General features: G+C 51.0%; 28 protein-coding genes. 24 read left to right on the top strand and 4 right to left on the bottom strand.

The window, feature by feature from the left end; genetic code table 11:
* Positions 1 to 188 precede the first annotated feature (188 nt).
* Positions 189 to 1,148, top strand: coding sequence for a 23S rRNA pseudouridine(955/2504/2580) synthase RluC (gene rluC, locus LG381_RS17735; RefSeq protein ID WP_065226606.1), 960 nt, complete (start codon positions 189 to 191; stop codon positions 1,146 to 1,148).
* A gap of 111 nt (positions 1,149 to 1,259) precedes the next feature.
* On the opposite strand, the gene yceF is transcribed toward rluC, so the two are convergent.
* The gene (yceF, locus tag LG381_RS17730) at positions 1,260 to 1,844 is read right to left on the bottom strand and encodes a 7-methyl-GTP pyrophosphatase (protein ID WP_010345602.1); all 585 of its coding nucleotides are present in this window, start codon (positions 1,842 to 1,844) and stop codon (positions 1,260 to 1,262) included.
* 198 nt (positions 1,845 to 2,042) lie between these two features.
* Between yceF and yceD the strand changes: the two genes are divergently transcribed.
* The 14 genes from yceD to ptsG all read left to right on the top strand — a co-directional run bounded on the left by yceD (position 2,043) and on the right by ptsG (position 14,551).
* Positions 2,043 to 2,564 carry a 23S rRNA accumulation protein YceD gene (gene yceD / locus LG381_RS17725; RefSeq protein WP_001174481.1) on the top strand — a complete coding sequence of 174 codons (522 nt, stop codon included), beginning with the start codon at positions 2,043 to 2,045 and terminating at the stop codon, positions 2,562 to 2,564.
* Positions 2,565 to 2,615: 51 nt separating this feature from the next.
* Positions 2,616 to 2,789 carry a 50S ribosomal protein L32 gene (gene rpmF / locus LG381_RS17720; RefSeq protein ID WP_000290727.1) on the top strand — a complete coding sequence of 58 codons (174 nt, stop codon included), beginning with the start codon at positions 2,616 to 2,618 and terminating at the stop codon, positions 2,787 to 2,789.
* Between the two features lie 80 nt (positions 2,790 to 2,869).
* Positions 2,870 to 3,940 (top strand): phosphate acyltransferase PlsX, encoded by a 1,071-nt coding sequence (gene plsX, locus LG381_RS17715; RefSeq protein WP_105281010.1) that lies wholly within the window; start codon positions 2,870 to 2,872, stop codon positions 3,938 to 3,940.
* A gap of 67 nt (positions 3,941 to 4,007) precedes the next feature.
* Positions 4,008 to 4,961: a beta-ketoacyl-ACP synthase III gene (fabH, locus tag LG381_RS17710; protein WP_000288127.1), complete on the top strand. Its 954-nt coding sequence runs from the start codon at positions 4,008 to 4,010 to the stop codon at positions 4,959 to 4,961.
* A 15-nt stretch (positions 4,962 to 4,976) separates the two neighbouring features.
* Positions 4,977 to 5,906, top strand: coding sequence for an ACP S-malonyltransferase (gene fabD / locus LG381_RS17705; protein ID WP_000191375.1), 930 nt, complete (start codon positions 4,977 to 4,979; stop codon positions 5,904 to 5,906).
* A 12-nt stretch (positions 5,907 to 5,918) separates the two neighbouring features.
* Positions 5,919 to 6,653, top strand: coding sequence for a 3-oxoacyl-ACP reductase FabG (gene fabG / locus LG381_RS17700; protein ID WP_001008544.1), 735 nt, complete (start codon positions 5,919 to 5,921; stop codon positions 6,651 to 6,653).
* A gap of 210 nt (positions 6,654 to 6,863) precedes the next feature.
* Positions 6,864 to 7,100: an acyl carrier protein gene (gene acpP, locus LG381_RS17695; RefSeq protein WP_000103754.1), complete on the top strand. Its 237-nt coding sequence runs from the start codon at positions 6,864 to 6,866 to the stop codon at positions 7,098 to 7,100.
* Between the two features lie 89 nt (positions 7,101 to 7,189).
* Entirely contained in the window at positions 7,190 to 8,431 is a 1,242-nt protein-coding gene (fabF, locus tag LG381_RS17690; RefSeq protein WP_000044679.1) for a beta-ketoacyl-ACP synthase II, read from the top strand.
* A 119-nt stretch (positions 8,432 to 8,550) separates the two neighbouring features.
* Entirely contained in the window at positions 8,551 to 9,360 is an 810-nt protein-coding gene (pabC, locus tag LG381_RS17685) for an aminodeoxychorismate lyase (RefSeq protein ID WP_225762708.1), read from the top strand.
* A 2-nt stretch (positions 9,361 to 9,362) separates the two neighbouring features.
* A complete protein-coding gene (gene yceG, locus LG381_RS17680) occupies positions 9,363 to 10,385 on the top strand; it encodes a cell division protein YceG (RefSeq protein WP_225762707.1) in 1,023 nt (340 codons plus the stop codon).
* Positions 10,375 to 11,016 (top strand): dTMP kinase, encoded by a 642-nt coding sequence (gene tmk / locus LG381_RS17675; protein WP_001257008.1) that lies wholly within the window; start codon positions 10,375 to 10,377, stop codon positions 11,014 to 11,016. The genes yceG and tmk overlap by 11 nt, the downstream gene beginning before the upstream one ends.
* A complete protein-coding gene (gene holB / locus LG381_RS17670) occupies positions 11,013 to 12,017 on the top strand; it encodes a DNA polymerase III subunit delta' (RefSeq protein ID WP_085460627.1) in 1,005 nt (334 codons plus the stop codon). Before tmk ends, holB begins: the two co-directional genes overlap by 4 nt.
* A 10-nt stretch (positions 12,018 to 12,027) precedes the next feature.
* Entirely contained in the window at positions 12,028 to 12,825 is a 798-nt protein-coding gene (locus tag LG381_RS17665) for a metal-dependent hydrolase (protein ID WP_000480284.1), read from the top strand.
* Positions 12,826 to 13,117: 292 nt separating this feature from the next.
* Complete coding sequence (gene ptsG, locus LG381_RS17660) at positions 13,118 to 14,551, top strand: PTS glucose transporter subunit IIBC (protein WP_000475698.1); 1,434 nt, start codon at positions 13,118 to 13,120, stop codon at positions 14,549 to 14,551.
* Between the two features lie 59 nt (positions 14,552 to 14,610).
* On the opposite strand, the gene fhuE is transcribed toward ptsG, so the two are convergent.
* Positions 14,611 to 16,800 (bottom strand): ferric-rhodotorulic acid/ferric-coprogen receptor FhuE, encoded by a 2,190-nt coding sequence (fhuE, locus tag LG381_RS17655; RefSeq protein ID WP_032225412.1) that lies wholly within the window; start codon positions 16,798 to 16,800, stop codon positions 14,611 to 14,613.
* 333 nt (positions 16,801 to 17,133) lie between these two features.
* Here fhuE and hinT point away from each other — a divergent pair, with 333 nt between their 5' ends.
* The 8 genes from hinT to LG381_RS17615 all read left to right on the top strand — a co-directional run bounded on the left by hinT (position 17,134) and on the right by LG381_RS17615 (position 23,405).
* The gene (gene hinT, locus LG381_RS17650) at positions 17,134 to 17,493 is read left to right on the top strand and encodes a purine nucleoside phosphoramidase (RefSeq protein WP_000807125.1); all 360 of its coding nucleotides are present in this window, start codon (positions 17,134 to 17,136) and stop codon (positions 17,491 to 17,493) included.
* 2 nt (positions 17,494 to 17,495) lie between these two features.
* Complete coding sequence (locus LG381_RS17645) at positions 17,496 to 17,873, top strand: YcfL family protein (RefSeq protein ID WP_001225287.1); 378 nt, start codon at positions 17,496 to 17,498, stop codon at positions 17,871 to 17,873.
* Between the two features lie 13 nt (positions 17,874 to 17,886).
* Complete coding sequence (lpoB, locus tag LG381_RS17640) at positions 17,887 to 18,528, top strand: penicillin-binding protein activator LpoB (protein ID WP_000164436.1); 642 nt, start codon at positions 17,887 to 17,889, stop codon at positions 18,526 to 18,528.
* Positions 18,509 to 19,333: a thiamine kinase gene (gene thiK, locus LG381_RS17635; RefSeq protein WP_225762993.1), complete on the top strand. Its 825-nt coding sequence runs from the start codon at positions 18,509 to 18,511 to the stop codon at positions 19,331 to 19,333. The genes lpoB and thiK overlap by 20 nt, the downstream gene beginning before the upstream one ends.
* A gap of 10 nt (positions 19,334 to 19,343) precedes the next feature.
* Positions 19,344 to 20,369: a beta-N-acetylhexosaminidase gene (nagZ, locus tag LG381_RS17630; RefSeq protein WP_225762706.1), complete on the top strand. Its 1,026-nt coding sequence runs from the start codon at positions 19,344 to 19,346 to the stop codon at positions 20,367 to 20,369.
* Positions 20,370 to 20,391: 22 nt separating this feature from the next.
* The gene (gene ycfP / locus LG381_RS17625) at positions 20,392 to 20,934 is read left to right on the top strand and encodes an alpha/beta hydrolase YcfP (protein ID WP_000587921.1); all 543 of its coding nucleotides are present in this window, start codon (positions 20,392 to 20,394) and stop codon (positions 20,932 to 20,934) included.
* A 400-nt stretch (positions 20,935 to 21,334) separates the two neighbouring features.
* Positions 21,335 to 22,639 (top strand): NADH-quinone dehydrogenase, encoded by a 1,305-nt coding sequence (ndh, locus tag LG381_RS17620; protein WP_000211045.1) that lies wholly within the window; start codon positions 21,335 to 21,337, stop codon positions 22,637 to 22,639.
* 226 nt (positions 22,640 to 22,865) lie between these two features.
* Positions 22,866 to 23,405, top strand: a complete 540-nt coding sequence (locus LG381_RS17615; RefSeq protein WP_024212421.1) for a glycine zipper 2TM domain-containing protein — start codon at positions 22,866 to 22,868, stop codon at positions 23,403 to 23,405.
* Between the two features lie 61 nt (positions 23,406 to 23,466).
* Here LG381_RS17615 and comR read toward each other — a convergent pair whose 3' ends face one another.
* Positions 23,467 to 24,099: a TetR family copper-responsive transcriptional repressor ComR gene (gene comR / locus LG381_RS17610; RefSeq protein ID WP_032225406.1), complete on the bottom strand. Its 633-nt coding sequence runs from the start codon at positions 24,097 to 24,099 to the stop codon at positions 23,467 to 23,469.
* A gap of 240 nt (positions 24,100 to 24,339) precedes the next feature.
* On the opposite strand from comR, the gene bhsA reads away from it, so the two are divergent.
* Positions 24,340 to 24,597, top strand: a complete 258-nt coding sequence (gene bhsA / locus LG381_RS17605; RefSeq protein ID WP_000800147.1) for a multiple stress resistance protein BhsA — start codon at positions 24,340 to 24,342, stop codon at positions 24,595 to 24,597.
* Positions 24,598 to 24,677: 80 nt separating this feature from the next.
* Here bhsA and ldtC read toward each other — a convergent pair whose 3' ends face one another.
* The gene (ldtC, locus tag LG381_RS17600; protein ID WP_225762705.1) at positions 24,678 to 25,640 is read right to left on the bottom strand and encodes a L,D-transpeptidase LdtC; all 963 of its coding nucleotides are present in this window, start codon (positions 25,638 to 25,640) and stop codon (positions 24,678 to 24,680) included.
* Between the last annotated feature and the right edge of the window lie 99 nt (positions 25,641 to 25,739).

The following is a 25,739-nucleotide window of genomic DNA, read 5'->3' as shown; positions in this document are numbered from 1 at the left end:
CTTGTTATAGCAAGATGACTTTTACCATTTATCACCCACTTACTCACAGTTTTTTCACTTCTTACTGGCGATTGGTTTAATAACCATCAATTAAGTGATTGCACTGGGAAGTAATAAGGTGCAGAACTAAATATAAGCATAGAAAAATGAGTGGCGCGAATCCTGTTGGCTATTTAGAATCGCCCACCATGAAAACAGAGACTCCATCCGTAAAAATCGTTGCTATTACCGCTGATGAAGCGGGGCAACGTATCGACAACTTTTTGCGCACCCAATTGAAAGGCGTACCAAAAAGTATGATTTACCGTATTTTGCGTAAAGGCGAAGTGCGGGTGAACAAAAAACGTATTAAGCCTGAATATAAACTCGAAGCCGGTGATGAAGTGCGTATTCCGCCGGTTCGCGTTGCTGAACGGGAAGAAGAGGCCGTTTCGCCGCATCTGCAAAAAGTGGCGGCGCTGGCGGACGTCATCTTATATGAAGATGATCATATCCTGGTGCTGAATAAACCCTCAGGTACGGCGGTGCATGGCGGCAGTGGTTTAAGTTTCGGCGTTATTGAAGGGCTGAGGGCGTTGCGCCCGGAAGCGCGATTCCTTGAACTGGTGCATCGACTCGACCGGGACACTTCAGGTGTATTGCTGGTAGCGAAAAAACGTTCGGCGTTACGTTCTCTGCATGAGCAATTACGTGAAAAAGGGATGCAAAAAGATTATCTGGCGCTGGTGCGCGGTCAGTGGCAGTCACACGTGAAGAGTGTCCAGGCTCCGCTGCTGAAGAATATTCTGCAAAGCGGTGAACGTATTGTGCGCGTGAGCCAGGAAGGTAAACCGTCAGAAACTCGCTTCAAAGTGGAAGAACGCTATGCGTTTGCCACGCTGGTTCGTTGCAGTCCGGTTACCGGACGTACGCACCAGATCCGTGTGCATACTCAATACGCTGGTCATCCGATTGCGTTTGATGATCGCTACGGTGACCGTGAATTTGACAGACAGCTCACTGAAGCAGGCACGGGATTAAATCGTCTGTTCCTGCACGCCGCAGCGTTGAAGTTTACCCATCCGGGAACGGGTGAGGTGATGCGTATCGAAGCGCCGATGGATGAAGGTTTGAAGCGGTGTTTGCAAAAGCTGCGTAACGCGCACTGATACAAGCATATAAGCCTGATAATGGGCGGTTGGCCTGATAAGGCGTTTACGCCGCCTCAGGCCGCCAGCACCGATTGCCGGATGCGACGTAACCGCATCCGGCGCAAACAACTATCCCATCAGTGGGTTTTTCCCTTCCCGACGTAACATCTGACAGAGTGCGATGAGCGGCAAACCAACCAGCGTGTTAGGGTCACGTCCTTCTAAACGCTCGAATAACGTAATGCCAAATCCTTCACTCTTAAAACTGCCAGCGCAGTGCAGGGGATGTTCTTTACGCACGTAATTATCAATCTCCGCCTCGCTTAAGTGGCGGAAATGAACGTCAAAAGGTTCCACTTCTGTTTGCAGATGCCCATTCGCCGAATTAAACAACGCCAGTCCAGTATAGAAGGTGACGATATTGCCGCTGGCTTTGCGTAATTGCAGACGCGCATTTTCTTCCGTTAACGGTTTACCGGTGATTTCCCCATCAAGAACACACACCTGGTCTGAACCAATAATTAAATGAGAGGGATAACGTGACGCTAAGGATTGCGCTTTTTCTTGCGCCAGCCGGAGCACCAGCTGGCGCGGTGATTCATCGCTATGCGGGGTTTCGTCGACCTCCGGGGCGGCACATTCGAAAGAGATTTGTAGTTTTTCAAGTAGGGCGCGGCGCCAGGGCGAAGTGGAGGCTAAAATAAGTTTAGACATATTTTTTTCCATCAGATATAGCGTATTGATGATAGCCATTTTAAACTATGCGCTTCGTTTTGCAGGTTGATGTTCGTTATCAGCACTGAACGAAAATAAAGCAGTAACCCGCAATGTGTGCGAATTATTGGCAAAAGGCAACCACAGGCTGCCTTTTTCTTTGACTCTATGACGTTACAAAGTTAATATGCGCGCCCTATGCAAAAGGTAAAATTACCCCTGACTCTCGATCCGGTTCGTACGGCTCAAAAACGCCTTGATTACCAGGGTATCTATACTCCTGATCAGGTTGAGCGCGTCGCCGAATCCGTAGTCAGTGTGGACAGTGATGTGGAATGCTCCATGTCGTTCGCTATCGATAACCAACGTCTCGCAGTGTTAAACGGCGATGCGAAGGTGACGGTAACGCTCGAGTGTCAGCGTTGCGGGAAGCCGTTTACTCATCAGGTCTACACAACGTACTGTTTTAGTCCTGTGCGTTCAGACGAACAGGCTGAAGCACTGCCGGAAGCGTATGAACCGATTGAGGTTAACGAATTCGGTGAAATCGATCTGCTTGCAATGGTTGAAGATGAAATCATCCTCGCCTTGCCGGTAGTTCCGGTGCATGATTCTGAACACTGTGAAGTGTCCGAAGCGGACATGGTCTTTGGTGAACTGCCTGAAGAAGCGCAAAAGCCAAATCCATTTGCCGTATTAGCCAGCTTAAAGCGTAAGTAATTGGTGCTCCCCGTTGGATCGGGGATAAACCGTAATTGAGGAGTAAGGTCCATGGCCGTACAACAGAATAAACCAACCCGTTCCAAACGTGGCATGCGTCGTTCCCATGACGCGCTGACCGCAGTCACCAGCCTGTCTGTAGACAAAACTTCTGGTGAAAAACACCTGCGTCACCACATCACTGCCGACGGTTACTACCGTGGCCGCAAGGTCATCGCTAAGTAATCACGCATCTGCGTGATGAAGCTTAGTGAGGATTTTCCCCAGGCAACTGGGGAAAGACCAAACCGGGCGGCGACGATACCTTGACACGTCTAACCCTGGCGTTAGATGTCATGGGGGGCGATTTTGGTCCTTCTGTGACAGTGCCTGCAGCTTTGCAGGCACTGAACTCTAATTCGCAACTCACTCTTCTTTTAGTCGGTAATCCCGACGCCATCACGCCATTACTTGCTAAAGCTGACTTCGAACAACGTTCTCGTTTGCAGATTATTCCTGCGCAGTCAGTTATCGCCAGTGATGCCCGGCCTTCGCAAGCTATCCGCGCCAGTCGTGGTAGCTCAATGCGCGTGGCGCTGGAACTGGTGAAAGAAGGTCGAGCGCAAGCCTGTGTCAGTGCTGGCAATACCGGGGCGCTGATGGGGCTGGCTAAATTATTACTCAAGCCCCTGGAGGGGATTGAGCGCCCGGCGTTGGTGACGGTGTTACCGCATCAACAAAAGGGCAAAACGGTGGTTCTCGATTTAGGAGCCAACGTCGATTGTGACAGCACAATGTTGGTGCAATTTGCCATTATGGGCTCAGTTTTGGCTGAAGAGGTGGTGGAAATTCCCAATCCTCGCGTGGCGTTGCTCAATATTGGTGAAGAAGAAGTAAAGGGTCTCGACAGTATTCGGGATGCCTCAGCGGTGCTTAAAACAATCCCTTCTATCAACTATATCGGCTATCTTGAAGCCAATGAGTTATTAACTGGCAAGACAGATGTGCTGGTCTGTGACGGCTTTACAGGAAATGTCACATTAAAGACGATGGAAGGTGTTGTCAGGATGTTCCTTTCTCTGCTGAAATCTCAGGGAGAAGGGAAAAAACGGTCGTGGTGGCTACTGTTATTAAAGCGTTGGCTACAAAAGAGCCTGACGAGGCGATTCAGTCACCTCAACCCCGACCAGTATAACGGCGCCTGTCTGTTAGGATTGCGCGGCACGGTGATAAAAAGTCATGGTGCAGCCAATCAGCGAGCTTTTGCGGTCGCGATTGAACAGGCAGTGCAGGCGGTGCAGCGACAAGTTCCTCAGCGAATTGCCGCTCGCCTGGAATCTGTATACCCAGCTGGTTTTGAGCTGTTGGACGGTGGCAAAAGCGGAGCTCTGCGGTAGCAGGACGCTGCCAGCGAACTCGCAGTTTGCAAGTGACGGTATATAACCGAAAAGTGACTGAGCGTACATGTATACGAAGATTATTGGTACTGGCAGCTATCTGCCCGAACAAGTGCGGACAAACGCCGATCTGGAAAAAATGGTGGATACCTCTGACGAGTGGATTGTCACTCGTACAGGCATCCGCGAACGCCACATTGCCGCGCCAAACGAAACCGTTTCAACCATGGGCTTCGAAGCGGCGACGCGTGCAATTGAAATGGCGGGCATCGATAAAGACCAGATTGGCCTGATCGTTGTGGCAACGACTTCTGCCACGCACGCCTTCCCGAGCGCAGCATGTCAGATTCAAAGCATGTTGGGCATCAAAGGTTGCCCGGCGTTTGACGTTGCTGCAGCCTGTGCAGGTTTCACCTACGCGTTGAGCGTAGCCGATCAATACGTGAAATCTGGTGCGGTGAAGTATGCTCTGGTCGTCGGTTCCGATGTACTGGCGCGCACCTGCGATCCGACAGATCGCGGGACCATTATCATTTTTGGCGATGGCGCGGGCGCTGCAGTGCTGGCTGCCTCTGAAGAGCCAGGAATTATCTCAACGCATCTTCATGCTGATGGCAGCTATGGTGAATTGCTGACGTTGCCTAATGCCGACCGTGTGAATCCTGAAAATTCAATTCATCTGACCATGGCGGGCAACGAAGTCTTCAAGGTTGCAGTAACCGAGTTGGCGCACATCGTTGATGAGACGCTGGCGGCGAATAATCTTGACCGTTCTCAACTGGACTGGCTGGTTCCGCATCAGGCTAACCTGCGTATTATCAGCGCAACGGCGAAAAAACTCGGCATGTCGATGGACAATGTCGTGGTGACGCTGGATCGCCACGGTAATACTTCTGCCGCTTCTGTCCCGTGCGCGCTGGATGAAGCTGTACGTGACGGGCGCATTAAGCCGGGGCAGTTGGTTCTGCTTGAAGCCTTTGGCGGCGGGTTCACCTGGGGCTCCGCGCTGGTTCGTTTCTAGGATAAGGATTTAAAGATGACGCAATTTGCATTTGTGTTCCCTGGACAGGGTTCTCAAACCGTTGGAATGCTGGCTGATATGGCGGCGAGCTATCCCATTGTCGAAGAAACGTTTGCTGAAGCTTCTGCGGCGCTGGGCTACGACTTGTGGGCACTGACCCAGCAGGGACCTGCCGAAGAATTGAATAAAACCTGGCAAACCCAACCAGCACTGTTGACGGCATCTGTTGCGCTGTACCGTGTGTGGCAGCAGCAGGGCGGTAAAGCACCGGCGATGATGGCCGGTCACAGCCTGGGTGAATACTCCGCGCTGGTTTGCGCTGGTGTGATTGATTTTGCTGATGCGGTGCGTCTGGTTGAGATGCGTGGCAAGTTCATGCAGGAAGCTGTACCGGAAGGGACAGGTGCAATGGCGGCAATTATCGGTCTTGATGATGCGTCTATTGCTAAAGCGTGTGAAGAAGCTGCAGAAGGTCAGGTCGTTTCTCCGGTAAACTTTAACTCTCCGGGGCAGGTCGTTATTGCCGGTCATAAAGAAGCGGTTGAGCGTGCAGGCGCTGCCTGTAAAGCTGCGGGCGCAAAACGTGCGCTGCCGTTGCCTGTAAGCGTACCGTCACACTGTGCGCTGATGAAACCGGCTGCCGATAAATTGGCTGTTGAATTGGCGAAAATCACCTTCAATACCCCAACCGTTCCGGTTGTGAATAACGTTGATGTGAAATGCGAAACTAATGGCGATGCTATCCGTGATGCGCTGGTACGTCAGCTGTATAATCCGGTTCAGTGGACGAAATCTGTTGAATACATGGCAGCGCAAGGCGTTGAACATCTTTATGAAGTCGGCCCGGGCAAAGTGCTTACTGGCCTGACGAAACGCATTGTCGACACCCTGACCGCCTCGGCGCTGAACGAACCTTCAGCGATGGCAGCGGCGCTCGAGCTTTAAAAGAGGAAAAATATGAATTTTGAAGGAAAAATCGCACTGGTAACCGGTGCAAGCCGTGGGATTGGCCGCGCAATTGCTGAAACGCTCGCAGCTCGTGGCGCGAAAGTTATCGGTACTGCGACCAGTGAAAGCGGCGCTCAGGCGATCAGCGATTATTTAGGTGATAACGGTAAAGGTCTCATGTTGAATGTGACCGACCCGGCATCTATCGAATCTGTTCTGGAAAAAATTCGCGCAGAATTTGGTGAAGTCGATATCCTGGTCAATAATGCCGGTATCACTCGTGATAACCTGCTAATGCGAATGAAAGATGATGAGTGGAACGATATTATCGAAACCAACCTTTCATCTGTTTTCCGTCTGTCAAAAGCGGTAATGCGCGCTATGATGAAAAAGCGTCATGGTCGTATTATCACTATCGGTTCTGTGGTTGGTACCATGGGAAATGGCGGTCAGGCCAACTACGCTGCGGCGAAAGCGGGCTTGATCGGCTTCAGTAAATCCCTGGCGCGCGAAGTTGCGTCACGTGGTATTACTGTAAACGTTGTTGCTCCGGGCTTTATTGAAACGGACATGACACGTGCGCTGAGCGATGACCAGCGTGCGGGTATCCTGGCGCAGGTTCCTGCGGGTCGCCTCGGCGGCGCACAGGAAATCGCCAACGCGGTTGCATTCCTGGCATCCGACGAAGCAGCTTACATCACGGGTGAAACTTTGCATGTGAACGGCGGGATGTACATGGTCTGACCGCGATTTGCACAAAATGCTCATGTTGCGCGCAGTCTGCGTGGTTATGAGTAATAATTAGTGCAAAATGATTTGCGTTGTTGGGGGGTATGGCCTCAAAATAACGTAAAATCGTGGTAAGACCTGCCGGGATTTAGTTGCAAATTTTTCAACATTTTATACACTACGAAAACCATCGCGAAAGCGAGTTTTGATAGGAAATTTAAGAGTATGAGCACTATCGAAGAACGCGTTAAGAAAATTATCGGCGAACAGCTGGGCGTTAAGCAGGAAGAAGTTACCAACAATGCTTCTTTCGTTGAAGACCTGGGCGCGGATTCTCTTGACACCGTTGAGCTGGTAATGGCTCTGGAAGAAGAGTTTGATACTGAGATTCCGGACGAAGAAGCTGAGAAAATCACCACCGTTCAGGCTGCCATTGATTACATCAACGGCCACCAGGCGTAAGTGAACATCTCCAGGCGGTCGTTCGACCGCCTGAGTTTTATCTTTTTGTCCCACTAGAATCATTTTTTTTCCCTCCCTGGAGGACAAACGTGTCTAAGCGTCGTGTAGTTGTGACCGGACTGGGCATGTTGTCTCCTGTCGGCAATACCGTAGAGTCTACCTGGAAAGCTCTGCTTGCCGGTCAGAGTGGCATCAGCCTAATCGACCATTTCGATACTAGCGCCTATGCAACGAAATTTGCTGGCTTAGTAAAGGATTTTAACTGTGAGGACATTATCTCGCGCAAAGAACAGCGCAAGATGGATGCCTTCATTCAATATGGAATTGTCGCTGGCGTTCAGGCCATGCAGGATTCTGGCCTTGAAATAACGGAAGAGAACGCAACCCGCATTGGTGCCGCAATTGGCTCCGGGATAGGCGGCCTCGGACTGATCGAAGAAAACCACACATCTTTGATGAACGGTGGTCCACGTAAGATCAGCCCATTCTTCGTTCCGTCAACGATTGTGAACATGGTGGCAGGTCACCTGACTATCATGTATGGCCTGCGTGGCCCAAGCATCTCTATCGCGACCGCCTGTACTTCCGGCGTGCACAACATTGGTCATGCTGCGCGTATTATCGCGTATGGCGATGCTGACGTGATGGTTGCAGGTGGCGCAGAGAAAGCCAGTACGCCGCTGGGCGTTGGCGGTTTCGGCGCGGCACGTGCATTATCTACCCGCAATGATAACCCGCAAGCGGCTAGCCGCCCGTGGGATAAAGAGCGTGATGGTTTCGTACTGGGCGATGGTGCCGGTATGCTGGTGCTCGAAGAGTACGAACACGCGAAAAAACGCGGTGCGAAAATTTACGCTGAACTCGTCGGCTTTGGTATGAGCAGCGATGCCTATCATATGACGTCGCCGCCGGAAAATGGCGCAGGCGCAGCTCTGGCAATGGCAAATGCTCTGCGTGATGCAGGTATTGAAGCGAGCCAGATTGGCTACGTTAACGCGCACGGTACTTCAACGCCTGCTGGCGATAAAGCCGAAGCGCAGGCAGTGAAAACCATCTTCGGTGAAGCTGCAAGCCGTGTGCTGGTAAGCTCCACGAAATCCATGACCGGTCACCTGTTAGGTGCGGCGGGTGCGGTAGAGTCTATCTACTCCATCCTGGCGCTGCGCGATCAGGCTGTTCCACCGACCATCAACCTGGATAACCCGGATGAAGGTTGCGATCTGGATTTCGTACCGCACGAAGCGCGTCAGGTCAGCGGAATGGAGTATACCCTGTGTAACTCCTTCGGCTTCGGTGGCACTAATGGTTCTTTGATCTTTAAAAAGATCTAAGTTGCTATTTCCCACCTGTATAAAAGGTCCGCTTGCGGGCCTTTTTTCTTAGGTTTTATTCAGACTTGTTCCGCAGTGAACATGCTGCCACACTAACAATCCTCTGATAAGGAGCCGGTATGTTCTTAATTAACGGTCATAAACAGGATTCGCTGGCAGCAAGCGATCGGGCAACGCAATTTGGTGATGGTTGTTTCACCACAGCCAGAATTATCGACGGTGAAGTCAGTTTGTTATCCGCGCATATACAGCGACTACAGGAAGCCACTCAGCGGTTAATGATCGCCTGTGATTTCTGGTCGCAGCTTGAGCAAGAGATGAAAACGCTGGCAGCAGAACAACAGAACGGTGTGCTGAAAGTGGTGATCAGTCGCGGCAGTGGTGGGCGAGGATACAGCACATTGAACAGCGGTCCGGCAACACGCATTCTCTCCGTTGCGGCTTACCCTGCACATTATGACCTCTTACGCAAAGAGGGTATTACTCTGGCGCTAAGTCCAGTACGCCTTGGACGTAATCCTTATCTCGCAGGAATTAAACATCTTAATCGGCTTGAGCAAGTACTGATCCGCTCTCATCTTGAGCAGACAAACGCCGATGAGGCGCTGGTTCTTGACAGCGATGGGTGGGTTACGGAATGCTGTGCGGCTAATTTGTTCTGGCGCAAGGGCAACGTAGTTTATACGCCGCGTCTGGATCAGGCTGGTGTCAACGGCATTATGCGACAATTCTGCATCGGTTTACTGGCACAATCCTCTTATCAGCTTGTCGAAGTACAAGCCTCGCTGGAGGAGGTGATGCAGGCAGATGAGATGGTAGTCTGTAATGCGTTGATGCCAGTGATTCCCGTGCGTGCCTGTGGCGAAGCCTCCTTTTCGTCAACAACGCTATATGAATATTTAGCCCCACTTTGTGAGCACCCGAATTAGTCATGAAAAAAGTGTTATTGATTGTCTTGTTATTGCTGGTGGTACTGGGTATCGCCGCTGGTGTGGGCGTCTGGAAGGTTCGCCATCTCGCCGACAGCAAATTACTTATTAAAGAAGAGACGATATTTACCCTCAAACCGGGAACCGGACGTCTGGCGCTCGGTGAACAGCTTTATGCCGATAAGATCATCAATCGCCCACGGGTATTTCAATGGCTGTTGCGTATCGAGCCGGATCTTTCTCATTTCAAAGCCGGAACTTACCGCTTTACACCGCAGATGACTGTGCGTGAGATGCTGAAATTGCTGGAAAGCGGTAAAGAAGCACAGTTTCCACTACGCCTGGTGGAAGGGATGCGTCTGAGCGATTACCTCAAACAATTGCGTGAGGCACCGTATGTCAAGCATACGCTGAGCGACGATAAGTACGCCACCGTAGCGCAGGCACTTGAACTGGAAAACCCGGAGTGGATTGAAGGCTGGTTCTGGCCAGACACCTGGATGTATACCGCCAATACCACCGATGTTGCGTTACTCAAGCGAGCACACAAGAAAATGGTGAAAGCGGTTGATAGCGCCTGGGAAGGGCGTGCGGACGGTCTACCTTATAAAGATAAAAACCAGCTGGTGACGATGGCATCAATTATCGAAAAAGAAACCGCCGTTGCCAGTGAGCGAGATCAGGTTGCCTCGGTCTTTATCAACCGTTTACGCATTGGTATGCGCCTGCAGACCGACCCGACGGTGATTTACGGGATGGGAGAGCGTTATAATGGCAAACTTTCTCGTGCAGATCTGGAAACGCCAACAGCGTATAACACCTACACCATTACCGGTTTGCCGCCAGGCGCGATTGCTACGCCGGGGGCTGATTCGCTGAAGGCTGCTGCGCATCCGGCAAAAACGCCGTATCTCTATTTTGTGGCCGATGGTAAAGGTGGTCACACGTTTAATACCAATCTTGCCAGTCATAACAAGTCTGTGCAGGATTATCTGAAAGTGCTTAAGGAAAAAAATGCGCAGTAAGTATATCGTCATTGAAGGGCTGGAAGGCGCAGGCAAAACCACCGCACGCAACGTGGTGGTTGAGACGCTTGAGCAACTGGGTATCCGCGACATGGTTTTCACTCGGGAACCTGGCGGTACGCAACTTGCCGAAAAGTTAAGAAGCCTGGTGCTGGATATCAAATCGGTAGGCGATGAAGTCATTACCGATAAAGCCGAAGTTCTGATGTTTTATGCCGCGCGCGTTCAACTGGTAGAAACGGTCATCAAACCTGCGCTGGCTAACGGCACCTGGGTGATTGGCGATCGCCACGATCTCTCCACTCAGGCGTATCAGGGCGGCGGACGTGGTATTGACCAACATATGCTGGCAACGTTGCGTGATGCCGTTCTTGGGGATTTTCGCCCTGATTTAACGCTCTATCTCGATGTTACCCCAGAAGTCGGCCTTAAGCGCGCGCGCGCGCGCGGCGAGCTGGATCGCATTGAGCAAGAGTCTTTTGATTTCTTTAATCGCACCCGCGCCCGCTATCTGGAACTGGCTGCACAAGATAAAAGCATTCACACTATTGATGCAACACAATCGCTGGAAGCCGTCATGGACGCGATTCGCACCACCGTGACTCACTGGGTTAAGGAGCAGGGCGAATGAGATGGTATCCATGGTTACGACCTGATTTCGAAAAACTGGTAGCCAGCTATCAGGCCGGAAGGGGTCACCATGCGCTACTGATTCAGGCATTACCTGGCATGGGCGATGATGCCTTAATCTACGCTCTTAGCCGTTATTTACTTTGCCAACAACCGCAGGGGCACAAAAGTTGTGGTCATTGTCGCGGATGCCAGTTGATGCAGGCGGGGACGCATCCCGATTATTACACTCTTGCTCCCGAAAAAGGGAAGAATGCTCTGGGCATTGATGCCGTGCGTGAAGTCACTGAAAAGCTGAATGAACACGCACGATTAGGCGGTGCGAAAGTTGTCTGGGTCACCGATGCCGCCTTGCTGACCGATGCTGCTGCCAATGCCTTGCTGAAAACGCTGGAAGAGCCGCCAGCGGAAACCTGGTTTTTCCTCGCTACACGAGAACTTGAACGCTTACTGGCAACACTGCGCAGCCGTTGTCGCTTACATTACCTTGCACCGCCGCCAGAACAGTACGCAGTGAGCTGGCTTGCGCGTGAAGTGACAATGTCACAAGAGGCCATAATAACCGCATTGCGTCTGAGCGCCGGTTCGCCTGGCGCGGCGTTGGGGTTGTTTCAGGGAGATACCTGGCAGGCACGTGAGATACTTTGTCAGGCATTGGCACACAGCGTGCAATCGGGTGACTGGTATTCGATGTTGTCGGCACTGAACCACGAACAAGCTCCGGCGCGTCTGCACTGGTTGGCAACTTTGTTGATGGATGCGCTCAAATGCCATTATGGTGCTTCACAAGTCACCAATGTTGATGTTCCTGGTGTTGTCACCGCACTGGCAAACCAGCTTTCTCCCTCTCGCCTGCAGGCTATACTGGGGGATGTTTGCCAAAGTCGTGAGCAGTTAATTTCTGTCACAGGCGTAAACCGCGAGCTTGTCATCACCGATCTTTTACTGCGTATTGAGCATTACCTGCAACCGGGTGTTGTGTTACCGGTTCCTCATCTTTAAGAGAGACATTATGTTTTTAGTCGACTCACACTGCCATCTCGATGGTCTGAATTATGAATCTTTGCACAAGGACGTGGATGACGTTCTGGCGAAAGCCGCTGCGCGCGATGTGAAATTTTGCCTGGCGGTCGCCACAACATTGCCCGGTTACCTGCATATGCGGGATCTGGTCGGTGAACGTGACAACGTCGTTTTTTCTTGCGGCGTGCATCCGCTAAATCAGAATGATCCCTACGATGTGGAAGATTTACGCCGTCTGGCAACAGAAGAGGGCGTTGTTGCGCTGGGTGAAACCGGGCTGGATTATTATTACACGCCGGAAACAAAAGTCCGTCAGCAAGAATCCTTTATTCACCATATCCAGATTGGTCGCGAACTGAACAAGCCGGTTATCGTCCATACGCGTGACGCCCGCGCCGATACGCTGGCTATTCTGCGCGAAGAAAAAGTGACGGATTGTGGTGGCGTACTACACTGTTTTACAGAGGACAAAGAAACGGCGGGCAAGTTACTGGATCTCGGATTTTATATCTCCTTTTCCGGCATTGTGACCTTCCGTAATGCGGAACAACTGCGCGATGCCGCGCGTTATGTCCCGCTGGATCGACTCCTGGTGGAAACTGATTCGCCTTACCTGGCGCCAGTGCCACATCGAGGAAAAGAGAATCAACCTGCAATGGTTCGTGACGTTGCAGAATACATGGCTGTGTTGAAAGGTGTTGCCGTTGAAGAACTGGCGCAGGTAACCACCGATAACTTCGCCCGTCTGTTTCACATCGACGCTTCCCGCCTTCAGTCCATCAGTTGAATGAATTTTTTTTAAGCTCGTAATTAATGGTTAAAACGAGTAAAGTTCACCGCCGCAAATTGGGCGGTGGCTAACCATGTTTGTAATATCTTGACATATGTTTTGTCAAAATGTGCAACTTCGCTAAAGACCTGAAGTTGAAACGTGATAGCCGTCAAACAAATCGACACTGAATTATTTTACTCTGTGTAATAAATAAAGGGCGCTTAGATGCCCTGTACACGGCAAGGTTCTCCCCCCTTGCCACGCGTGAGAACGTAAAAAGCACCCATACTCAGGAGCACTCTCAATTATGTTTAAGAATGCATTTGCTAACCTGCAAAAGGTCGGTAAATCGCTGATGCTGCCGGTATCCGTACTGCCTATCGCAGGTATTCTGCTGGGCGTCGGTTCCGCGAATTTCAGCTGGCTGCCAGCCGTTGTATCGCATGTTATGGCAGAAGCAGGCGGTTCCGTCTTTGCAAACATGCCACTTATTTTTGCGATCGGTGTCGCCCTTGGCTTTACCAATAACGATGGCGTATCCGCTCTTGCCGCAGTTGTTGCCTATGGCATCATGGTAAAAACCATGGCTGTGGTCGCGCCGCTGGTACTGCATTTACCTGCTGAAGAAATTGCCGCTAAACATCTGGCGGATACTGGCGTACTTGGGGGGATCATCTCCGGTGCGATTGCAGCGTACATGTTTAACCGTTTCTACCGTATTAAGCTGCCTGAGTATCTTGGCTTCTTTGCCGGTAAACGCTTTGTACCGATCATTTCTGGTTTGGCTGCCATCTTTACTGGCGTTGTGCTGTCCTTCATTTGGCCGCCGATTGGTTCCGCAATCCAGACCTTCTCCCAGTGGGCTGCTTACCAGAACCCGGTAGTTGCGTTTGGTATTTACGGCTTCATCGAACGTTGTCTGGTGCCGTTTGGTCTGCACCATATCTGGAACGTACCTTTCCAGATGCAGATTGGTGAATACACCAACGCAGCAGGTCAGGTTTTCCACGGCGATATTCCGCGTTATATGGCGGGTGACCCGACTGCGGGTAAACTGTCTGGCGGCTTCCTGTTCAAAATGTACGGTCTGCCGGCAGCTGCGATTGCTATCTGGCACTCTGCTAAACCAGAAAACCGCGCTAAAGTTGGCGGTATCATGATCTCCGCTGCGTTGACCTCGTTCCTGACCGGTATCACCGAGCCGATCGAGTTCTCCTTCATGTTCGTTGCGCCGATCCTGTACATCATCCACGCGATACTGGCTGGTCTGGCATTCCCAATCTGTATTCTGCTGGGAATGCGCGACGGTACGTCGTTCTCACACGGCCTGATCGACTTCATCGTACTGTCTGGTAACAGCAGCAAACTGTGGCTGTTCCCGATTGTCGGTATTGGTTATGCGATTGTTTACTACACCATCTTCCGTGTGCTGATTAAAGCTCTGGATCTGAAAACGCCGGGCCGTGAAGACGCAACTGAAGATGCGAAAGCTACCGGCACCAGCGAAATGGCACCGGCTCTGGTTGCCGCATTTGGTGGTAAAGAAAACATCACTAACCTCGATGCATGTATTACTCGTCTGCGCGTCAGCGTTGCTGATGTGTCCAAAGTGGATCAGGCTGGCCTGAAGAAACTGGGCGCAGCGGGCGTAGTGGTTGCTGGTTCTGGTGTTCAGGCAATTTTCGGTACTAAATCCGATAACCTGAAAACCGAGATGGATGAGTACATCCGCAACAACTAATCAGTAAAATGTTGGGGAGACTAAGGCAGCCGGATGGCTGCCTTTTTTACAGGTGTTAATCAGAACTGATACGTGCCGGTAATACTAAAATTACGTGGTGCGCCGTAGACGACAGAACCTTCCACGTTAGTGTCATAGGTTTTATCGAACAGATTATTGACGTTACCCTGCAACGAGAAGTTTTTTGTCACCTGGTAGCGGGTGAACAGATCCACCAGCGCGTAGCTACCTTGCTCGACGCGGAAGGTGCCATACGGTGTCACGGTGTCGGTATACACGCGATTTTGCCAGTTAACACCACCGCCGACCGTCAACTCTGGCATGACAGGCAACCGATAGCTGGTAAACATTTTAACCGTGGTACGCGGCAGATTCGGGTTAACGGCATTCCCTTCGTTATCTTCCGCCAGATAGCGCGTTGCGCCAAACGTCAGTTGCCAGTTGTCGGTAATTGCGCCGTTAAGTTCAAATTCCACGCCTTTACTTACTGTCCCATCCACCGCTTTATAGGCGGTTTCGCCGTTACTGCCGGGGATAGGCATTCCGGTGGACTGGGCGACATTATCCTGCTCAATACGGAAGATGGCTAACGTGGTGGTCAGACGGCTATTCATCCAGTCTGATTTCAGACCCAGTTCGTAGTTGTTACCGGTGATCGGCGCCAGATATTTGCCTGAACTGTCACGATCATTTTGTGGCTGGAAAATAGAGGTATAGCTGGCGTAGGTCGACCAGTTGTCATTGATGTCAAACACCAGACCAGCATAAGGCGTGGTGTGGTTTTTCTCCATGCTGTAAGTCAGCGTATCAACCCGCCAGTTGGTATAACGTGCGCCGAGGATCAGATGCAGCGGATCGGCAAGGGTGACGCGGGTGGCGGCATATAACGATTTCATATGTGTGGTATCGTCCTGTGCCAGGCTTTGCGGTGCCCAGTTGGTCTGCGGGAAGTTACCGTTGAAGTTGTAGAAACTGCCAATTTCATTGGGGAAAACGTTGGCCCAGGAGCTGAAATAGCGGTTGTTTTGTTTACTGTAGCTACCGCCGAGCATCAGATTGTGCTGGCGACCAAACACTTCATAACTACCGTCGGCAAACAGATCCAGCGCGTCAACTTTACGTTTGCCACTGTTCCAGCCAGTGCCGCCCACATAATCAAATCCGGGGCCATAGCTGCCATATGGTCCCACTAGCGTTCCATCTGCTTTATTTACGTAGGCGTCGACATACATCATTTTGCTGTCAAATTCGACTTCGGAATGGGTGGCATTCAGCGTCGCCTGCCAGGTATCGGCAAATCGTTGCTTCAGTGACAGAAAGACTTTGTTGATCTCTTTGTCGTTATACGCCCAGTCAGGCGCGGTGCTGCGGGCGCGATCGTAACTGTTGCTGCTGCCATCGGTATTCCAGCGTGGCAGGCCACCCCAGGTTGGGCTATTAACATCAATACGTTGATATTCATAACCGGCAGAAAGCGTGGTCAGCTCGCCCAAATCAGCATCCACAATGCCGGAGAAGAAAGTTTTTTCGCTGTTGTAGCGATCCAGCCATAAATCGTTGTTCTGATAGCCGCCGACAATTCGCGCGCGGACTTTACCATCTTCCGTGAGCGGACTTTGTAAATCCGCCACATAACGTTCTTTGTTCCAGCTTCCGTATTCCGCCGAGACATCGCCTTTAAATTCACGGCTGGTGGCATGTTTACGAACCATATTAATCGCCGCAGAAGGATTGCCAGTACCCGTCATTAGCCCGGTCGCGCCACGCACCACTTCTACACGCTCGAACAACGCCATATCAGTGAGTGCATCGCCCAGATTCCAGCGTGATTCAAAATAGGTGGGAATACCATCGACCATATAGTTATCGATCTGGAATCCACGCGAATAATAGAGGGTACGGTCGGAGTCAGCCTGGCTTTTGCTAATCCCGAGGGTATTTTCCATCACTTCGCCCAGCGTTTGAAGTTGCTGATCCTCCATTCGCTGCTGGCTGACAATAGTGACCGACTGTGGAATATCACGTTGGGTCATCTGCATTTTAGTACCTACAGAGGTAGACGTTACGCTGTAATCATTTTCGTCATCAACTGGAGCATTGGTTGCTCCCTCAACAATCACCGTTTCTTCGGCGGTTGGCACGGCCAGAGTGGAGGAAGGAAATAAGGCCAGAGCAATGCAGGCTGCGAGCAGCGACGGCGTGGCTGCGGCTTGATGCTGATTATCCCTGTTAAATTGTGTCGAAAGCATCTGAAATCTCTTGATTTATGTTGTAGTCAGGCTCATTCCAGAGGAAGGTGATGAGCGTTTATATTTAGCGCGCTAATAATTCTGCATGGTAATGCAAATGAGAAATATACGCATTCATATTTAACATGTAAACCAAAGAGAAAGTGTGTTTTCGGTTCATTCATAGGCATAAAGGGGAATAATGGCGATGTATGCGGCAGTAAAACGGTTTTTTGCTTAATAAATCGTGGGTTAAGGTTGAAAGAGCGGGTTTAACTCGACCATACTCTATACTCGCAGTGTGGCGCGGCGTAGCATGGCGCAACGCATGGCTATTTAAAAAAGGAAAATGTCGTGGCAGAAGAAACTATTTTCAGCAAAATTATTCGTCGTGAGATCCCCTCCGATATCGTCTACCAGGATGATCTGGTAACGGCGTTTCGCGATATTTCGCCGCAAGCGCCAACACATATTCTCATCATTCCTAATATCCTGATTCCTACCGTGAACGACGTCTCTGCCGAGCATGAGCAGGCGCTGGGGCGCATGATCACTGTAGCGGCAAAAATTGCTGAGCAAGAAGGCATTGCCGAAGATGGCTATCGTCTGATCATGAACACCAACCGCCATGGCGGGCAAGAGGTGTACCACATCCATATGCACTTGCTGGGTGGCCGTCCTCTTGGCCCAATGCTGGCGCATAAAGGTCTGTAACGATGAGAAAAGGATGCTTTGGGCTGGTGTCTCTGGCGCTGCTATTGCTGGTGGGGTGTCGTTCACATCCGGAAATTCCGGTGAATGAAGAACAGTCGCTGGTGATGGAGTCATCTCTTCTGGCTGCGGGCATCAGTGCAGAAAAGCCCGTTCTTTCAATGTCTGATATTCAGCCTTCAGCATCCTCGACGCTTTATAACGAAAGGCAAGAACCCGTTACCGTTCATTATCGTTTTTACTGGTATGACGCCAGAGGGCTGGAGATGCATCCTCTGGAAACGCCCCGCAGCGTTACCATTCCCGCACGTTCGGCGGTAACTCTGTACGGCAGCGCCAATTATCTGGGGGCGCACAAAGTCAGACTTTATCTATATTTGTAAGGGGTGAATCTTGATGACAAAAATGAGTCGCTACGCCTTAATCACCGCGCTGGCGATGTTTCTCGCCGGGTGTGTGGGGCCTCGAGAACCTGCACCGGTAGAAGAGGTGAAACCTGCGCCGGAGCAACCAGCCGAGCCGCAACAGCCAGTACCAACCGTGCCATCGGTGCCGACGATCCCGCAGCAGCCAGGGCCAATTGAGCACGAAGATCAAACTGCACCGCCTGCGCCGCATATTCGTCATTATGACTGGAACGGCGCAATGCAGCCGATGGTCAGTAAAATGCTTGGGGCTGATGGTGTGACCGCAGGCAGCGTTCTGCTGGTTGATAGCGTTAATAACCGTACTAACGGTTCGCTGAATGCTGGAGAAGCGACTGAAACGCTACGTAATGCGCTGGCCAATAACGGTAAATTTACACTCGTTTCTGCCCAACAGCTTTCAATGGCCAAACAGCAGTTAGGTTTGTCGCCGCAGGACAGTTTAGGCACTCGCAGTAAAGCGATTGGCATTGCCCGTAACGTCGGCGCTCATTATGTGCTGTACTCCAGTGCCTCTGGTAACGTCAACGCACCGACCCTGCAAATGCAACTCATGCTGGTGCAGACGGGTGAAATTATCTGGTCAGGTAAAGGTGCCGTTCAGCAACAATAATCCCATCACGCGCGACGAATTATTGTCGCGCTATTTCCCGCAGTATCATCCCGTCGCGACGTTTAATCATGGACTTAGCGGCGGGAGTTTTCTCATTGAACATCAGGATCTGCGTTTCGTTGTGCGTCAGACTCACGATCCTGATGCACCGCAGTCCGTGTTTCTGCGCCAGTATCGGGCGTTAACACGATTACCGGCATACCTTGCACCGAAGCCACATCTCTATCTCCGTGGCTGGATGGTGGTTGACTATTTGCCCGGCGAGGTAAAAACGCAATTGCCGGATACCGACGAACTGGCAGGCTTGCTGTATTATCTGCATCAACAACCGCGTTTTGGCTGGCGAATAACCCTGCTACCGTTACTGGAACGGTACTGGCAGCGAAGCGATCCGGCGCGGCGGACAGCGGATTGGCTGCGACTATTAAAACATCTGCGCAAAATACGGGAACCACAGCCATTACGCTTAAGCCCATTGCATATGGATGTTCATGCCGGAAACTTAGTGCATAGTGAGTCAGGGTTAAAACTCATTGACTGGGAGTATGCCGGTGATGGCGATATCGCGCTGGAACTGGCGGCGGTGTGGGTGGAAAATACTCACCAGCATCGGCAATTGGTCAATGACTATGCCGCGCGTGCGAAGATTAATCCGGCGCAATTATGGCGTCAGGTCAGGCGCTGGTTTCCCTGGTTGCTGATGCTCAAAGCAGGGTGGTTTGAGTACCGTTGGCAACAAACCGGCGATCAACAATTTATCAGGCTTGCCGATGACACCTGGCGGCAGCTATCAATAAAACAATAAGGAGAGCAGTGTGGGTCCAGTAATGTTGGATGTTGAAGGTTACGAACTGGACGCGGAAGAGCGTGAAATACTGGCGCACCCGCTGGTGGGAGGGCTGATTCTCTTTACGCGTAACTATCATGATCCTGCGCAATTACGCGAACTGGTGCGCCAAATCCGCACAGCTTCGCGCAATCATCTGGTGGTGGCGGTGGATCAGGAAGGTGGGCGAGTGCAGCGTTTTCGTGAAGGTTTTACCCGCTTGCCAGCGGCGCAATCATTCGCTGCGCTGTTGGGAATGGAAGAAGGCGGCAAACTGGCGCAAGAGGCAGGCTGGTTGATGGCCAGCGAAATGATCGCCATGGATATTGATATCAGCTTTGCACCCGTGCTGGACGTAGGGCACATTAGCGCGGCGATAGGCGAGCGTTCTTACCATGCCGCTCCCGAAAAAGCCCTCGCAATCGCCAGCCAGTTTATTGATGGTATGCATGAAGCCGGAATGAAAAGCACCGGTAAACATTTTCCTGGCCACGGTGCAGTAACGGCAGATTCGCACAAAGAGACACCGTGCGACCCACGTCCGCAAGCGGAAATTCGCGCCAAAGATATGTCGGTCTTCAGTACGTTAATTCGCGAAAATAAACTCGACGCCATTATGCCTGCGCATGTGATCTACAGCGATGTTGATCCACGTCCGGCTAGCGGTTCTCCCTACTGGTTGAAAACTGTTTTACGTCAGGAGCTGGGGTTTGACGGCGTGATTTTCTCAGACGATTTATCGATGGAAGGTGCCGCGATTATGGGCAGTTATGCCGAACGTGGGCAGGCATCACTGGATGCGGGTTGCGATATGATCCTGGTCTGCAATAATCGTAAAGGGGCCGTCAGCGTGTTAGATAATCTGTCACCGATCAAGGCAGAGCGTGTTACACGTTTGTATCATAAAGGTTCATTTTCGCGACAGGAGCTGATGGACTCGGCTCGCTGGAAAGAGATCAGCGCCCGTCTGAATCAGTTACATGAACGCTGGCAGGAAGAGAAAGCAGGTCACTAACCCTGGCTTATGTGAGGAAGCGATGATTATCTATTTACACGGTTTTGACTCTAACAGTCCGGGTAACCACGAGAAAGTTTTACAATTGCAGTTTATTGACCCGGATGTACGCTTGATAAGCTACAGCACTCTGCATCCGAAACATGATATGCAGCATCTGCTCAAAGAAGTAGACAAAATGCTGCAACTGAATGTTGACGAGCGCCCGCTAATTTGCGGCGTTGGTCTGGGCGGATACTGGGCGGAACGGATTGGTTTTCTCTGTGATATCCGCCAGGTGATCTTCAACCCTAATTTGTTCCCTTACGAGAACATGGAAGGGAAGATTGATCGCCCGGAAGAGTACGCCGACATCGCGACTAAATGTGTGACTAACTTCCGCGAGAAGAATCGCGATCGTTGTCTGGTGATATTGTCGCGTAATGATGAGGCGCTTAATAGTCAGCGGACATCTGAAGAGTTGCATCATTATTACGAGATTGTCTGGGACGAAGATCAGACGCACAAATTCAAAAATATCTCTCCGCATTTGCAGCGCATTAAGGCGTTCAAAACCCTCGGTTAAAGCTATCCTCGGTCGCATCAGGTAACCTTGCCTATATCTGATGCGCCCCGGATTTTGTAGGTTGGATGAAGCGTCCACGCCACATCCGACAGCCGTGTACCAATGCCTGATGCGATGCTGCGCATCTTATCCGGCCCACCAACTGCCCTCTATATACGCCTCACTCTCCCGAGTCCGCTTAAATAATAAACAATAAACTCTGTTTTTTGATCTCACCCGGTAAAGTCGCCTATCTTTTCAGCAACAAAACTTGATTAACATCAATTTTGGTATGACCAATGCACCATTCATGTTATTCTCAATAGCGAAGAACATTTTCATTGCTGTAACCTGTTGTTAATTAAGAGCTATCTTAATAACTATTAATTAACAATTGGTTAATAAATTTAAGGGGGTCACGTTGACTACGCCATTGAAAAAAATTGTGATTGTCGGCGGCGGTGCTGGTGGGCTGGAAATGGCGACACAGCTGGGGCATAAGCTGGGACGCAAGAAAAAAGCCAAAATTACGCTGGTCGATCGTAACCACAGCCACCTGTGGAAACCGCTGCTGCACGAAGTGGCGACTGGCTCGCTTGATGAAGGCGTCGATGCACTGAGCTACCTGGCTCATGCGCGTAATCATGGTTTTCAGTTCCAGCTGGGTTCCGTAATTGATATTGATCGTGAAGCGAAAACAATCACTATTGCAGAACTGCGCGACGAAAAAGGTGAACTGCTGGTTCCGGAACGTAAAATCGCCTATGACACGCTGGTGATGGCGCTGGGCAGCACCTCTAACGATTTCAATACGCCGGGTGTAAAAGAGAACTGTATTTTCCTCGATAACCCGCATCAGGCGCGTCGTTTCCATCAGGAGATGCTGAATCTGTTCCTGAAATACTCCGCCAACCTGGGCGCGAATGGCAAAGTGAATATTGCGATTGTTGGCGGCGGCGCGACGGGTGTAGAACTCTCCGCTGAATTGCACAACGCCGTCAAGCAACTGCACAGCTACGGTTACAAAGGCCTGACCAACGAAGCGTTGAACGTAACGCTGGTAGAAGCGGGCGAACGTATTTTGCCTGCGCTGCCGCCACGTATCTCTGCTGCCGCCCACAATGAGTTGACGAAACTGGGCGTTCGCGTGCTGACGCAAACCATGGTCACCAGCGCCGATGAAGGGGGGCTGCACACTAAAGATGGCGAATATATTGAGGCTGATCTGATGGTGTGGGCTGCCGGGATCAAAGCGCCAGATTTCCTGAAGGATATTGGTGGGCTGGAGACCAACCGTATCAACCAGCTGGTGGTGGAACCGACGCTGCAAACCACGCGCGATCCAGACATTTATGCTATTGGCGACTGTGCGTCATGCCCGCGTCCGGAAGGGGGTTTTGTTCCGCCGCGCGCTCAGGCCGCACACCAGATGGCTACCTGCGCAATGAACAATATTCTGGCGCAGATGAATGGCAAACCGCTGAAAAATTATCAGTATAAAGATCACGGTTCGCTGGTATCGCTGTCGAACTTCTCTACCGTCGGTAGCCTGATGGGTAACCTGACGCGCGGCTCAATGATGATTGAAGGACGTATTGCGCGCTTTGTGTATATCTCGCTGTACCGAATGCATCAGATTGCGCTACATGGTTACTTTAAAACCGGATTAATGATGCTGGTGGGGAGTATCAACCGCGTTATCCGTCCGCGTTTGAAACTGCATTAATCAACTTGTACTGGCGGATGCGGCGTAAATGCCTTATCCGCCCAGGATAAATAGTATGAGCGGCAGGCCTGATAAGACGCGTTAAGCGTCGCATCAGGCATTCCCTCAGACTTCTCCGAATCCTTAAGTATTTCCTGCCATTCCTGCGCTTTTCATCTTCTGTCTGATGGTTGTTTCACCCCTTCGCTTGCATGATTGACATAACTGCAAAGAAGGAGGTGTTCCCGTGAATAAATCAATGTTGGCGGGTATCGGGATTGGTGTCGCGGCTGCGCTGGGCGTAGCGGCAGTGGCCAGCCTGAACGTGTTTGAACGTGGCCCGCAATACGCTCAGGTTGTTTCTGCAATCCCAATCAAGGAAACGGTTAAAACACCGCGCCAGGAGTGCCGCAATGTCACAGTGACTCATCGCCGACCGGTGCAGGATGAAAATCGCATTGCGGGTTCGGTTCTGGGCGCTGTGGCTGGTGGGGTGATAGGGCATCAGTTTGGCGGTGGTCGCGGTAAGGATGTTGCTACAGTCGTCGGGGCGCTTGGTGGTGGATATGCTGGTAACCAGATTCAGGGCTCTCTCCAGGAACGTGATACTTACACCACCACCCAACAGCGTTGTAAAACGGTGTATGACAAGTCAGAAAAAATGCTCGGCTATGACGTGACCTATAAGATTGGCGATCAGCAGGGCAAAATCCGTATGGACCGCGATCCGGGTACACAAATCCAATTAGATAACAACGGACAACTGGTTCTGAATAACAAAGTATAACAAGGCTGTACTCTGCAATTTAGCCCCTCATTCGCTCAGGCTGAGGGGCTTTTTTTGCGCTTTATTTCACCAGTTCCGGCCATAAACGCAAAGTGGTTCGGGCAATCTGCATCAGTTTTTCCAGCGATGCGCCTTCGCGGGCGCTGATCGACATCCCCTGAATAATACAGTTAAGGAATTCCGCCAGATGCGTTACGTCACAGTGGGCAGGGATTTCCCCGCGCGCCTGGCGTTGACATAAAAACTGATGCAAGGTGCGTTCTTGCATCGCGTGGCGTGATTTCAACGTATTGGCGATATCTCCTGAATCCGGGGAGAGCGTGGTGCAGTTGTTGATCATAAAGCAGCCAGCAGGGGTGTCTTTGCTGGTAAAGCAGTTGGCGATGGCAGCGAAATAGTCAGTCAGCGCAGACTCCACGCTTTTCTCTTCACAAAACAGTTGTGCTTCGTGCTTTGCGGCAAAACGGTCGATATAGCGATCAAGTACGGCGCGGAATAATCCCTCTTTATTGGTGAACTCCGCATATAGCGTTGGCGCTTTGGCTCCGGTCGCTTCGACGAGATCGGCAAGAGAAGTGGCTTCATAACCATGCTGCCAGAACAACTTCATGGCCTTATCAAGCGCGGCTTCCCTGTCGAACACTTTTGGGCGACCACGGCTTTTTTTTACACAATGTGTTGAGTCAGTTGCCATGATGCCGTTGTACCTTGTAGCTGTGAATGAACGGTTATTATAAAAATAATCACTTCCGTTCACCAGTCCAGAAGACAGAAAAATAATTTCCCTCTATTTAACTGAAATTCAAAGGGTTTTAATTTAACTAATGATTGTTATAAAAAACATCTTGTATGTGATCAAGATCACATCTATCATTTAGTTATCGATCGTTAAGTAATTGCTTGCGACGCTATTCATCTGCATAAGGTCACTATTATGAAAAATGTAAAAACCCTCATCGCTGCGGCGATTTTAAGCTCCATGTCATTTGCCAGCTTTGCGGCTGTCGAAGTTCAGGCAACACCAGAAGGTCAACAAAAAGTGGGCACTATCAGTGCTAACGCGGGGACAAATCTGGGATCGCTGGAAGAACAACTGGCACAAAAAGCAGATGAGATGGGCGCAAAATCTTTCCGTATTACTTCAGTAACCGGTCCGAATACCCTCCACGGAACGGCAGTAATTTATAAATAAGCATTAACCCTCATTAATGCCTGTTATTGCTGCTATTTCCCCGCAACACCCTGTGCTGCGGGGATTTTTTTGTCCGCGATTTACAGCGTTTGCTGATTCACTTGATGACGACGCACATCAACCGGCATTCCGGAACGCATGTCCATTACGTGCTGCATCACTTCGGCGTCAGTTTGCGCAGCATTTTTAAATGCCTGCATCGCACTGTTGAGCGTAATCGGCAACAATTGCGGATCGTCATCTATCTTCTCTGACAGCGGCTGGTGCACTTCCACCAGACGTGCGCCGTTTGGTTCGGCGGAGACTTTAATCGGCGTGTTGATAATGTTCACTTTGGTGCCGGGGCTGACCTGGCTGAAAAGTGTTTTGATATCGTCATCACGCAGACGAATACAGCCAGAACTTACCCGCATACCAATACCGAAATCGGCGTTCGTACCGTGAAGCAAATAGACACCGCCATAGGCCGCCAGACGAATCGCATGATGGCCCATGGGGTTATCCGGTCCTGCCGGAACGACTGGTGGAAGCTCAATCCCCTGGGCTTTATAACGGGCGCGGATGTTTGCAGTCGGCGTCCAGGTTGGGTTTGCACGCTTGTCCGAAACGGTAGTCACCATTGTCGGCGTCAGCGTGTCACCCCCCAACTGACCAATGCCGATGGGGTACACGGTCACTGAATTTTTGCCCGGTGGGTAGTAATAGAGACGCAACTCCGCAATGTTGATCACAATGCCTTCACGCGGCGCGTCTGGCAGTAAAGTTTGCAATGGAATGGTTAACACACTGCCTGCGCGCGGTACATACGGATCAATGCCGGGATTAGCCTGTAACAGAGCGAGGAAACCGACGTTATATTTTTTGGCGATCGCTTCCAGCGAACCGCCGTCATTTTCCACCACATGAAATTTGTTTTCGCCCACCAGACGACTGCCCGCAGGCGGCAGCGGCCAGGTGTTGGCTTTTGCCGGTAGCGTCAGCGCCACGGCAGCGGCGAACGTAAAAAACGTTAGCCAGCGAGAAAAACGCGTTTTGATCATCACCAAAAGTCCATAATAAATATAAGGTTATTGTAATAAAAAGATAAGTCTGAATTATGGATGGTGACAGTGTCGGATAGTGCAGGGAAGTGCAAAGAATTT

The sequence above is a fragment of the Escherichia sp. Marseille-Q3837 genome (assembly GCF_916618735.1).
In the GTDB taxonomy this organism is placed as follows: Bacteria; Pseudomonadota; Gammaproteobacteria; order Enterobacterales; family Enterobacteriaceae; genus Escherichia; species Escherichia ruysiae.
The sequence above is the reverse complement of the archived record's forward strand: the minus strand, read 5'-3'. Positions and strand labels throughout refer to the sequence as shown.